This is a genomic window from Pseudopedobacter saltans DSM 12145, from assembly GCF_000190735.1.
Lineage (GTDB): Bacteria > Bacteroidota > Bacteroidia > Sphingobacteriales > Sphingobacteriaceae > Pseudopedobacter > Pseudopedobacter saltans.
Map to the genome: position 1 here is coordinate 2183704 of NC_015177.1, position 13508 is coordinate 2197211.

8 protein-coding genes are annotated in these 13508 nt (G+C 37.4%); all 8 read right to left on the reverse strand.

What is annotated here, in order from left to right:
• Window positions 1–49: 49 nt before the first annotated feature.
• The 8 genes from PEDSA_RS09285 to PEDSA_RS09320 all read right to left on the reverse strand — a co-directional run bounded on the left by PEDSA_RS09285 (window position 50) and on the right by PEDSA_RS09320 (window position 13476).
• The gene (locus PEDSA_RS09285; protein WP_013632900.1) at window positions 50–2869 is read right to left on the reverse strand and encodes an FAD-binding and (Fe-S)-binding domain-containing protein; all 2820 of its coding nucleotides are present in this window, start codon (window positions 2867–2869) and stop codon (window positions 50–52) included.
• 89 nt (window positions 2870–2958) lie between these two features.
• Complete coding sequence (locus PEDSA_RS09290) at window positions 2959–4431, reverse strand: sodium:solute symporter (protein WP_013632901.1); 1473 nt, start codon at window positions 4429–4431, stop codon at window positions 2959–2961.
• 94 nt (window positions 4432–4525) lie between these two features.
• Window positions 4526–5335 (reverse strand): N-acetylmuramic acid 6-phosphate etherase, encoded by an 810-nt coding sequence (gene murQ / locus PEDSA_RS09295; protein WP_013632902.1) that lies wholly within the window; start codon window positions 5333–5335, stop codon window positions 4526–4528.
• A 25-nt stretch (window positions 5336–5360) separates the two neighbouring features.
• Window positions 5361–7052 (reverse strand): glycoside hydrolase family 3 protein, encoded by a 1692-nt coding sequence (locus PEDSA_RS09300; protein ID WP_013632903.1) that lies wholly within the window; start codon window positions 7050–7052, stop codon window positions 5361–5363.
• 11 nt (window positions 7053–7063) lie between these two features.
• Window positions 7064–8959, reverse strand: a complete 1896-nt coding sequence (locus PEDSA_RS09305) for an outer membrane protein assembly factor BamB family protein (RefSeq protein WP_013632904.1) — start codon at window positions 8957–8959, stop codon at window positions 7064–7066.
• Window positions 8960–9002: 43 nt separating this feature from the next.
• Window positions 9003–10490 (reverse strand): glycoside hydrolase family 10 protein, encoded by a 1488-nt coding sequence (locus PEDSA_RS09310; RefSeq protein ID WP_013632905.1) that lies wholly within the window; start codon window positions 10488–10490, stop codon window positions 9003–9005.
• Window positions 10491–10662: 172 nt separating this feature from the next.
• Window positions 10663–12282, reverse strand: a complete 1620-nt coding sequence (locus tag PEDSA_RS09315; protein ID WP_013632906.1) for a T9SS type A sorting domain-containing protein — start codon at window positions 12280–12282, stop codon at window positions 10663–10665.
• Window positions 12283–12621: 339 nt separating this feature from the next.
• Complete coding sequence (locus PEDSA_RS09320; protein ID WP_052305783.1) at window positions 12622–13476, reverse strand: AMP nucleosidase; 855 nt, start codon at window positions 13474–13476, stop codon at window positions 12622–12624.
• Window positions 13477–13508 lie beyond the last annotated feature (32 nt).

Consider the following 13508-nt stretch of genomic DNA (forward strand, 5'->3'; position numbering starts at 1 on the left):
AACTTTTGAGTGCAAGTCATATCCAGAGTCTAATAACCCTACAAATCACTTATATACAATCATCCACGAGATAAACTATAGACTCGTAATTTTTACCAACCGCATCCGACAAAGACATTTCACAAGTTTTACTAGAGGAATAATAACCATCAAACGAACCACAGGTATTTATTTCTCGGGCTTCCATTTCTGTAGCAGATTGGGTTAATTCCGGAAACAGAAAACCTCTGTCTCCTGCCATGCCACAACAATTAGCATTAAATGGCATTACTACTTCTTCTGCAAAGAAATCCGCCACCTTTTTAAACTTAGCATTTAATCCCATTTTCTTTAGCGAGCAAACTGGATGCAGCACAATCCTTTGCTTTTTACGCTGCAAGCTCACTCTTGGGATAATAAACTCATCTATATATTCTATACTATCTATAATCCTCAAAGTATCTAAACGCTTTTTATTTTCTTCCGTCAGATAGTTTCTGGCACCTTGTAAAGTATGCGTACAAGAACTTACGTCAAGCATTACTGGCAGCTGGCCTTTATTACTCTCTTCCCAAATTTGTTCAACAGTTCTGTTTACGCTATATTCAAAAGCTTTCTGGTAACCTTTAGAAGAAAACATCTGCCCACAACACATCGATCCTATTTTATCCGGTATTTTAAAGCTAATCCCAACCTTAGCCGAAATACTTGCTATAGTATCTATAATATTTTTTTTACCGTCTATTGCCGCACCCCCCATCATCCTCGAAATACAGGTCGGCATATAAACCACAGCATCAACACTTTGCTGTTTATATTTAGAGGTGATATTTCCAGTAGACTTTATCTGATTGGACCATTGAGGAATCGCCGGGATAACTTCTTTAACAGCCTTGGTTATTTTAGTAAGTGCATTCCCGCCCAAGACACCATTGATACCATTAGCCGCTTTAACTCCAAATTCGGTAGCGGAAGATGCAAAAGCAAAGTTTTTAGCTATCTGGAGCGCTACGCTATTAGCAAAATCACTATGGTTTTCTCTTCTCAGTCTTTTCACCAGATCTCCCGTATTAATATCAACCGGACAAGCAGAAGCACAAAGTCCGTCAACTGCACAGGTATCTAAACCATCGTATTGATATTGATCCAGCAGCTCTTCATATTTAGCTTTCTCGCCTTTTTTCTTCAATATTGTAAGCTCTCGCCTTACAACTATACGCCTGCGGGGAGTTAACGTAATATTTCTACTCGGACATACATGCTCACAATAGCCACATTCCATACATTTATCTACCTCGTGTTCTACTGTTGGCAAATCTTTAAGATTCGTTATATGGGCTTTTGTATTGTCATTGATAATAACTCCCGGATTTAGCAGGTTCTTAGGATCAATAACCTCTTTCAACCGCTTCATGATCGCATAAATCTCGGTTCCCCACTCTGTTGCAATGAACGGAGCCATATTTCTTCCCGTACCATGCTCCGCCTTCAATGTCCCCCTGTATTTCTCAACCACTAAAAGAACTACATCTTTTAAAAATCTATCATATCGCTCTATTTCCTGTTGAGATTGAAAAGATTGCGTTACGACAAAATGGATATTTCCATCCTTAGCATGCCCAAAAATAATTGCATTTGTATAGTCATAGGCCTTAAATAGCTTTTGAAGATCCAAAATAGCATCTCCCAAGGTCTCGACAGGAAAAGCTATATCTTCCAAAATCACGGTAGATCCGCTAGCTCTAACGGCACCAACAGATGGAAACATTCCCTTTCTAAGTGTCCACAAAAAAGCTTGTTCTCCCGGAACCTGCGTAAATACAGCAGGACTAAGCAAGCTTAATTCTTCCGAAAGGCTTAAAAACTGATTTATTTTAACGTTCAGCTCGTCATTCGTGTTGGCCTGGTATTCAATTAGCAGCGCCGCAGCGGCCTCAGGTAAGGTTTTTAAAATATCCGGGACTCCCTTAATATGTTCTATAGAACGAAGAGATGCTCTATCCATTAACTCAACAGCCTCTGCACCAGATGCTGTTAAAGGTATAATTGCCTTGCAGGCTTCATAAATATCCGGAAAATAGAGTAAAGCCGTAGATTTTTCTTTATAATCGTCAACAGTGTTCATAACCGCTTCGGCGATAAAACCAAGCGTACCTTCTCCTCCGATTAACAAATGAGCCAGAATATCCAAAGGATGTTCATAATCTATAAAAGAATTAACAGAATACCCTACTGTATTTTTTGTCTGATATTTATGACGAATAATATTGAAAAGATCGGGATTTGAAATAATCTGAGACCTTAAACCGGTCAGAGTTTCAAATATATCATTACACTCTTTTTCAAAACGCTCATAATCACTTTGATTCTCCGTACTAAAGCATTTCCCATTAGGGAGAACGAATTTGATATACTTGGTGGTATGATAAGAATTAGCATGTACACCACAACACATTCCGCTTGAATTGTTAGACAAAATCCCTCCCATCATAGCCGAGTTTATGCTGGATGGATCTGGACCTATTTTCTTGCCAAAACTCTTTAATTTGTTATTTACAGCTGCTCCGATAATGCCGGGTTGCACCCTAATCTGTAGTCCCCCGTTTTCCACATGTGCCTTATCCCAATATTGACTTAAATCTACCAAAATCCCATCTGTTATGGATTGCCCGGAAAGACTGGTTCCCCCGGTTCTGAAAGTCATAGGCACCTGATGTTGATGGGAAAAACGAAATAACGCAATGACTTCGTCCACAGCTATAGGCCGCACCACTGCTTTAGGTGTAAGATGGTAAAAACCCGCATCTGCAGCATATGACACTACATCTATCAACCTATCCTTTATTCTATCCGCAGGAATTATTGCTTTTAAAAGTTCGCCAATATTCATAACAGCACAAATTTTGAAACAAAACAAAAATAGTTATAGTTCATCCAAGTTTTAAACCTGTAGAACTATAACTATCAAAAAATATCTAGTTAGACAACTTTATCTGCTCTGCGGCTTGTTAGCAACATACAGAACATAGTTATTAACGCATTAATAATAATTAATTCAAAACCTATCGAATAACCGAACCAATTTAAAGACTCTTTATCGATAACAAAAGCTATTGCTGGCGATAAAACACAGATATAGGGTATCAATTTATCTGCAACAGCTCTTCTACTTATCATACCAAAAGTAAATAAGCCCAACAATGGGCCATAAGTATATCCCGCCGCTTTGAAGATTGCATTTACAACGGAATCATCATTGATAATTTTAAACACCAATACCACTAAAAATATTACAAAAGAGAATGCAATATGAACCCAATGTCTTTGTTTAACTAATTTAGGATCATTGGTATCAGTCTTTTTATCAAAATGAAGAAAATCTACACAGAATGAAGTTGTTAAAGCTGTCAATGCAGAATCTGTAGTCGCAAAAGTCGCAGCCGTCAAACCCAGCATAAAAATCACAGCGGGTACCACTCCTAAATAATTTAGAGCTATTTCGGGGAACAAATGGTCTGGAGTTCCCAACGAAGCCACGTCGATACCTTTTGAATGGGCATAGATATACAATAGAGCTCCCACGCTTAGGAAAAACATGTTCATCACAACAAATATCCCTGTAAATGACAACATGTTCTTTTGTGCTTCCCAGATATTTTTACAGCTTAAATTTTTTTGCATCAGGTCCTGATCCAGTCCCGTCATGGCAATGGTAATAAAAATACCGCCTAAAAATTGTTTAATAAAATGATTTTTATTGGATCCAAAATCATCCCAAAAGAATATTTTCGAATACGAACTCTCTTTTACAGCCTCAAAAGTATGTTTCAGATCAATATTCAATCCTTTTGAGATAAAATAAATTGACAAAACCACAGAAGATAAAAGAAATACCGTTTGTAATGTATCAGTAATAATAATAGTCTTTAAACCGCCTTTAAATGTGTAAGACCATATGAGCAATAAACAGATTACAATGGTACACCAAAATGGCACATTCCAGGCATCAAAAATAAATTTCTGAAGCACAATTGCCACTAAATAAAGCCTGAATGCGGACCCTATAGTTCTGGAAATCAAAAATATCATGGCCCCCGATTTGTAACTCCAGTACCCAAATCTCTTTTCTAAATAAGTGTAAATAGAAATCAGGTTCATCCGATAATAAAGAGGCAAAAGCACCGTAGCTATCAGGACAAAACCTACCGCATTACCTAAAACAAACTGAAAGTATCCGAATGAACTCTTTTCCACCGCACCGGGAACTGAAATAAATGTAACCCCCGAAAGCGCTGTACCAATCATTCCAAAAGCAACAAAGTACCATTTAGAATTCCTATTGGCTATGAAAAAACTCGAATTATCAGACGAGTTTTTAGATGTAAAATAAGATATAACGATTAATACGGAGAAGTATATAACCAGAAATAATAAAAGCAAAGAAGGAGACATATATTCCTATTTATTCCTAAAATTAATTTAAGCCGTTTCTGCGATACAAGATGATAATAATTGTTAGAACAATTGTATATCCGATAAAAATAATTTAATGATGATTATAGCTCTCAATTGCTCTTCTCACGTTACCGTATTCTTCAAGCAATTGCGCAGCTTTTTGTTCATTCACTCCGGTCTCTGCCATAATCATCCTTGTCCCTCTGCTTACCAATTTACTATTAGTCAGCTGCATATCAACCATTTTATTCCCTTTCACTCTCCCCAACTGAATCATAACAGCTGTACTTATCATATTTAAAACTAATTTTTGTGCAGTACCGGATTTCATTCTGGTAGAACCAGAAACAAATTCGGGCCCTACTACAACCTCTACCGGAAATTTCGCTTCCTGCGCTATAGGACTTCCCGAATTACATACTACGCATCCGGTAACAATTCCGGTTTTATTCGCCTGTTCTAGCCCACCAATTACATATGGCGTTGTTCCCGAAGCCGCAATACCTATTACCACATCATCTTCATTGATACCAAATCCCTGAAGATCCTTCCAGGCCTGTTCCATATCATCTTCAGCATTTTCCACGGCTTTTCTAATAGCCGTATCACCGCCAGCTATAATTCCCACTATCCAATCAAATGGCACACCGAAAGTTGGCGGGCATTCAGAAGCATCCAACACACCTAATCTACCGCTTGTTCCCGCACCAATGTAAAATATCCTCCCCCCTTTCTTCATGCATTCTACTGCTACAGCCACCAGCTTTTCTATTTGCGGTATTGCTTTTGCCACTGAAGCGGGCACAGATGCATCTTCTTTATTTATATTGGTCAGAATTTCGTTCACAGACATATTTTCTAAACCATTATAGCTTGATTCTTGTTCAGTTGTAAATTCCATAATACACACACTAAAAATTAAAATTCTATAATCCTGCTCCGTACGGATAGGTTGTATCTATGCTCACCGGCAAACGACCAGAAGTCGTTATTTTGTTTCTTAATAATTTAAAGGCAGTTTCCTGCATCACCTCATCGTCTTCATAACAAGCCACCAGATTTTTAGCAGCAGTAAATTTATTGATAACATAAGGGCTCCCGAATACCAAGCTCAATACGTTATTCTTTTTTAAAACCGCATTAATCAAACTTATAGATGATGCTGATATTCCAAAGTTGTTGGCAGGATTTTTACTGTATTGATGCAGTCCCAGAATAATTGCACCATACTTATCATTTAGCTTGTTCAATATTTGTGTCACTTCATCCATAGAAGCATCATTAGCTAATAAATAAACGTCTGTATTGTAATTAGATTTTAGCAATCGGGATAAATTATTATCTGATTTTAATCCAACGCCTACATAAGCGACTTTTGCCGTATCAGACAGATCAAATAATTGGGAATCAGTTTTATTAAGTACGGTAATAGCCTTTTCGTACACAGCCGTTTTTACTTTATAAACATCTTTATTCAAATCTGCCGTTATGTTAGTCGTATCAACTGGTTTTAACTGATTTAGCCCTAAATGGTATTTAGACAAAAGCACTCGGTTTACTTTTTGATCGATATCTTTCCAGGACAATTCCCCTTTTCTTATCGCTTTTCTTATACTTTTGACACTTCCTCTAATATCTCCGGGAAGACAAAGCATGTCGTTACCCGCTATAATCGATTTGGCAGAAGCTAATCCCTGAGGATAAAATTTGGCAACGCCCTTCATTTCCAACGCATCAGTAAATGTCAATCCCTGATAAGCGATTTCATTCCTCAAAAGATCAGTCACATTATTTTTAGATAGAGAAGTAGCCTTGTTTTCTTCCGTATCAATAGCCGGAATATATAAATGCGCCATCATCATACTACCAACGCCTGCTTTTGCTAAAGCTTTAAAAGGAAAAAGTTCCAGGTTATTTAATTCTTCCCTTGATTTTAAAATAACCGGTAAATCATAATGAGAATCAACATTTACGTCCCCATGACCCGGAAAGTGCTTGGCGCAGGCCATAATCCCCTCATCCTGCATTCCTTTCATTATTGCTGTTCCCATCAAAGCTACCATTTCCTTGTTTTCTCCAAAAGAGCGTACATTAATTACCGGATTGGCTGGATTATTATTGATATCAACAACTGGTGCATAGTTTACCTGAATACCCGCCCTGTGACATTGGTCTGCTATAGCTTTTCCTACCCTGTATGCAAGAGCAGTATCCCGGGTAGCCCCCATAGTTAGCTGGTTAGGAAAAGGCTTTACATCCGAGAATCGCATCCCCAATCCCGTTTCTCCGTCAACTGTCACCATCAATGGCACTTTCGATATAGATTGCAATCTATTTAAAACCTCCGCTTGCCTCACAGCCGCGCCCTGAAACAAACAAAGTGCCCCTATTTTATATTTTCTGATATCCTTGCTTACCTTTTCTTCAAAAAATACATCCTTATTGCCTTGCCTTTCCGATACCCGGATCACCATAAGCTGTGCTATCTTCTGCTTCTTATTTAACTTCTTTTGCACACTATCTGCCCACAGAACCGCTTCGGGAGTTTTTTGTAAAAATTCCTGAGCACAAACACTCAAAGAACTACAAAATGCCCATACAAAAAACAGTTTCTTCATTTATCGATATCTTAAAAATTATACGCTAAACAATTAATTTTACCATCCATGGTACTTACCAACACTTTATTATTTCCTATCGGAAGAACAACATTAACCAAACTATTGGATGTTTTGTATTGCCATACTACATCTCCGGATTTTCTATCCAATGCACTTACCAGCCCCGATTGAGACGGCACGAAAATCAATCCACTATCTTCAACTATCGCTGTCGGGCTAATTTCATAGGGTAAACTCAAGCTGGATTTCCAGTTTTCATTATACTCAGACTCCCTTGTAGATGCTCCAATAACCTTTCCATCCATAGTTTTTGCATAAACCGTGGACGAATCTCCAGAAATGCCAATAGATTCTCTTACCCTGTTATGTGGATTTGTGACTCTCCATAAAACTTCTCCCGTATTTGCATCGAAAGCCGTGAAATATCTATCCGGGGCAGCAATAAACACTTTCCCATAAGCAGCAACCGGATAGCATGCCGCAGGAGAAAACATCCTATTGGAAGACCCGTTATTCCACTTCCAGATTTCCTTACCTGTTTTCAGATTCAGCGCATAAAAATACCTTCCCCAGCTTCCAAAAAATACTTTGTTCTGATAAACAAGAGGTTTCGTTACTACAAAGCCCTCTACATCTTTATATTCCCAAACCAGTTTACCGTTTAAAATATCTATTGCCCTGAAAATATTATCAGAACTTCCGATATAAGCGACGTTCTGAAAAATTACAGGTGAACCTAACACAGCTTTATTTGCTTTGATTTTCCATAGCTGTTTACCATTTTCGGCAGAAAGCCCGTATATAAAATGATCTGATGATCCAACAACAACTATTCCTGAGGCTACAGCAGGAGTCGAATAAATTTTACCATTGGATTTAAATGTCCAGATTCTTTTGCCTTTTCTTATATCCAGTGCATATACTTCTCCTTTTGTATTTGCTGTTATGGCATACGTTCCATACAACGAAATCCCAGTTCCTAAATCGCTATCATCCTGATATTCCCAAACTTGCTTTACTTTCGTTTGTTTTTTATTTACATCATAAGAAGGTCTTTTATAAACAATCGAATCTGACTTATACTCCGACAGTTTTAAAGTCAACCAGGCGTCATTTAAGGGCATTAAAGGCCGCTTTTCCTGAAAAGAAGCGACTCCATTAGAAATGGTTATAATATTATATCCCCCTATCGAATCCTTAGCTCTTAAATTAGAGCGGCACATAACATTAGCTATTCCTTCAGAATTATATAATTTATTGATGTGGCCATGGCCACAAAGCATAAACTGAATATTCTTCTTTTTTAACAAATCCAGCGCACTGTACCAATTATTCAAAGATGAATCTTGTGGATAATGATTAACATATACAATTGGCCGATTTCCGGCTCTACCCAGTGCTTTTTCTAGCCAGACAATATCTTCGCGTGGGATTTGCCCTGGTCCCATACGCATATTCGGCCCTGAACCCGTTCCTAAAAACACTACCCCCTTATGCTCAAATTCAAAGGTACTTCTGCCAAAGACTGTATTAAAAGTATTGGCTCCGCTTTCAGACCAATTGCTATCATGGTTTCCGGGAACTACATACCAGGGTTTATTCAGCTTATCGAGTATTGTTTTCGCTATATTAAGTTCTTCGTCAGAACCAAATTCGGTGACATCACCTGACAAAATCACAAATTCAATTTCTTTACTTTTATTGATATCGTTTACGGTATTTTCTAAATCTGCAGCTCCCGTTGCATTTCCGATATGGGTGTCCGTCACTAATGCAAACTTGATATGATCACCATAAGCCGTACTTAAAGTGATTATCAACAATAGCGAAACAAGTGTCCGTTTAATCATTATCTCCAGGGTATAATCTAAATCAAAAATAATAATTAAAATTGATACATGCATTAGTTTGCGTTTTTAAAATTTTAAAAACGCAAACTAATGCATATTATCTTCCTTTTACTGTTTCAGACAGTAAACTTTCGTTTTTCAATCTGTTTAAGGAACTTACCGCATACGTGAATTTTCGTCTTTTCAACTTATCTTTTTCCTCAAAAACAGTAGCGGCGGAGTCGAAAGTCACACCTATAATATTTTCCGGATTGTTCACATCGATTTCGTTATTTTTAGGAAAACGATAAATTACATAACCAAAAACACGTTCATCTTGCGGCCTTTTCCATCTAAGCACTCCCTTTTTCATTGTCAAATCCTTCGGGGAAACAGGCTTAGAACTGTCTATCCAATCCATTTCCGGAACCAAAGCTATCTTGGAATACAAATTGGTCCGCAAGGAGTCTTGAAATCCTCCAAGGTTGTTGGTTACCGATTTGGAGCTAAAATAAACGCTACCCTGTATGTTAGGGTTCTTTCTTAAATATGCTATTTGCCGTGGCATTTGCGATGGATCATCCCATCCGTTTTTAGTTTCCGTCAATCGATAAACACCATGCCCTACATACACATGCTTTCCATAAGCGTTGCTCCCCCACCAATCCAGCAATTTCTCATAAGCCGCGGGTGCATAGTTAAATGGGAAGTATATTTGCGGATTCACATAGTCAATCCAGCCTTTTTCGGTCCACTTTAAAACATCTGCATATAATGCGGAATAGCCAGACAGTCCATTGGTATCAGAACCTTTGGGGTCCTCTTTTTTATTTCGCCAGATTCCGAATGGGCTGACACCAAATTTCACATAAGGTTTCTCTTTCTTAATATTATCAGCTACTGATTTTATCAATAAATCTACATTATTCCTTCTCCAATCATGAATATCTGTAAAACCATTTGGATAGCGAGCAAATGTTGTCGTATCAGGCATAAGCTCTGCAGCTGGATACGGATAGAAATAGTCGTCAAAATGAACACCATCGATATCATAATTTTTAACCACATTAATGATAATTTTATTAATATAGTCTCTTACTTCCGGCAAGCCCGGATCAAAAAATTTCTTTTTTGAATAGGTAAAGAACCATTCAGGCTTCTGATGAGTGATATGGTTCGGACTAACTAAACTTTCGTTGCTGTCATTCGTAGCCCTGTATGGATTAAACCAGGCATGCAGCTCCATTCCTCTTCTATGTGCCTCCCGAATAGCAAATTCCAGGGGATCATAAAATGGCTCCGGAGCTTTCCCTTGCTGGCCTGCGATGAAATAACTCCACAACTCTTCCCCATTTGCATAGAAGGCATCGGCTGAAGGACGAACCTGAAACATGATCGCATTCATTTTATTTTTCTGATGCTCATCCAATATTCTAATCAGTTCATCTTTTTGCAAATCCGAACTTAAGCCTGCCTTTGATGGCCAATCGATATTTTTTACGGTTGCAATCCAAACACCTCTGAATTCTCTCTTAGGCGGTATTTTAGCAAATAAATCACCAATTATAATAGTTGAGGCTATAAATAAAAAAATATTTTTTTTCATAATGTATAAGGTATAACAGACTTCAGAATATGCCTTGACATATTTCTTTTAATTGATAAAACATTTTGAATTAAGCATTTGCCACATTTATAACAAGTGCTATTAACATACAGGTTTTCATTAAACCTACTAAACGCAATAAATCTAACCACGGAGATACCATAACCATATACTATCTTTTCACGATTTTGTGACTTTTCACGTCGGCTTCACTACCTGTAACCTTCAAAAAATAAACCCCTGTAGGATAGTCTTTTAAAGAAATAGAAATCATCGCCTCTGAGGAAGTCCCAGACAACAACAACTTACCCATTGAATTATAAACCAGATAGTTGATTTCAGACCTTAACACATTATCTATATTAACAAGGTCTGCCGTAGGGTTTGGATAAACATAAACCTTACTTAAACCGCTTTTTATGAATTTAACATCATACAATTTAAACTCTCCATTTTTATCTACCTGTTTTAGCCTATAATAATTGATACCGTTTAAAGGGCTTTCATCTATAAATTGATAATTAAGAACAGAGTTAGAATTCCCGCTTTCTGCTTTTGAAGCAATGGACCCAATAATTTCAAAATTTTGACCGTCTCCAGAACGCTGCACCTCAAATTTATCGTTATTACTTTCGCTTTGAGTTTTCCATACAAGGGTGTTTTTGCCGTTTTTGATGGAAGCGGTAAAATCGGATAAGGAAACTGGAAGGGTACCGTCTAAATTAAATGTCAAAGAATATTTAGAAATAGCATTATTTGTAACCAATTGATACAAATTCAACGTATATTTTCCACCTGAAAAGTCACTGGCCTTAACAATATTCTTCGATAAACTTACATCTGAAAAACCAGAATTAGATGTAGCACTAAACGTATAATTACCTCCATTTAGTGTTTTCACCAGACTATAATTCGTATTTTTATCATACTCGTTACCTAAGATTTTATATACTCTAATATTTTTCCCTACTGCTAAACTTCCCCCGGTTACGGCTAAAAATCCCGTTTCATTAATACTAAAATATTTAATCTGCGAAAAAGCTGTATTCGATGTTCCATCATAAATTATCGCAGGTAAGATGTACGAATCATAACTACCTGTATTAGAGTTATATTTAAAAAATTTCTTTGCTATCCCTCCTGTATTTGACGATACAAAAAAACTGGACTTCGACAAATCTGCTTCATCTGGAACTATTGAGATAGACATATCCGCAGAAGCTGTCCCCATATCAATAGAACGCACAAAATCAACTCCATTGGATATATTTCTTTTATATATATAAACTACATTAGTAGTAGAACCTCCAATAAACAAAACCGCCTGATCACCGTAACCTGCTACATCAAAAGAATCTCCCATTCTAGGCATAGACGACATCCCGGATGGATACGGCAAAGACAAAGGAATTATAGCAGAATTCTCATTCGCTAAGTAGTTTACTGCAATAGACTGTCCGTCAGAAGAACTTGAAACAGCCGTTCGCATTGTGACAGAATAAATCTCTCCACTTTCAGTAACTCTTATCTTGGTATTCTGAAAACCGGTTCCAGGAATAATATCTTTAACATAAGAACCGTTGTTCGGATTTAAAATATCAACTTTCCCTCCTCTTGTAGAAACATATACCCGCTCTCCTCCCTTATAATAAGACAAGGAATAAGTTTGACTCGATGAAGTAAATTGGCCAACCCCGGTACTACCTAGTACTTGCCAATCATAATCACCTTGTGCATTAGTATTTACCCCTATAAAAAGCATAGGAATTAAATAGCGTAATTTTTTTTTCATGTGTTCGATTTTTAGTTTTTGATATAATTAGTTAATTGATTTTATTTCAAACCCTCTCTTATCAATCACACAAAAACCGATTTTATCTTCTTTATCCTACAAAAACATCCATCGCCTCGATGCCCGCGCAATACAGCAGCTGCTAAGCTCTCGCTAATATTTGGAAAGAAAATAAGAATGAAAATGCAAGTAAAAGCGTTGCCATGATCGGTTTTATGCTGTTTTACAAAGTAATATTACAAAATATAATTAAATAAATGCATAAAGCAGCAAAAATAACAACACAAAAACGCAAAAAAATAAATATAGAGCCGATTGCATTACTGCAATCAAAGTCCCTTAAAACTTTAAGTGCTTAACAGTTAAACCGTTAGTAATTAATTGCCGTAAAGAATCTATCCCAACGCGTAGATGCAGCTCTACAAAACCCTGCGATTGCTTGGTTGCATCGCCTTCTGATGTCTTCACCCCTTCCGGAGTCATAGGTTGATCGGAAACCAATAATAATGCGCCCGTGGGAATACTATTGGCAAAACCTACAGTAAATATAGTTGCGGTCTCCATATCTATGGCCATAGCCCTTAAAGACTGTAAATACTTTTTAAACTCCTTGTCATGCTCCCAAACGCGTCTGTTAGTAGTATATACGGTTCCGGTCCAATAATCTCTCGAGTGCTCTCTAATTGTTGTAGAAATGGCTTTCTGCAAAGCGAAAGCTGGCAATGCAGGAACTTCTGCAGGAAGATAATCGCTGGATGTCCCTTCGCCCCGGATTGCGGCTATTGGCAGAATGAAATCACCTATATTATTTTTTGTTTTTAAACCTCCGCATTTACCCAAAAACAATACAGCTTTAGGTTTTATGGCGGTAAGTAAATCCATAACGGTCGCAGCAAGCGGGCTTCCCATTCCAAAATTGATAATGGTTATTCCCTCGGCAGTTACACTTTGCATAGGCTTATCTAAACCATATATGGGGGCATTATCGTTCCATTCCGAAAAAAGCTCCAGATACTTAGAAAAATTTGTAAGCAAGATATACTCTCCAAACTCCTTTAAAGGTTTACCTGTATACCTGGGCAACCAATTATTCACGATATCGGATTTTGTTTTCAAGCCTTTCTTTATAGGAGAATTCACTTCCTTATCCGGAGTCTTTACCAGAGCCTTTTTAACAGTTTTCTCTTCGTTCATAAGTATGAGTATTTCGTTAAACAAAATCGCCC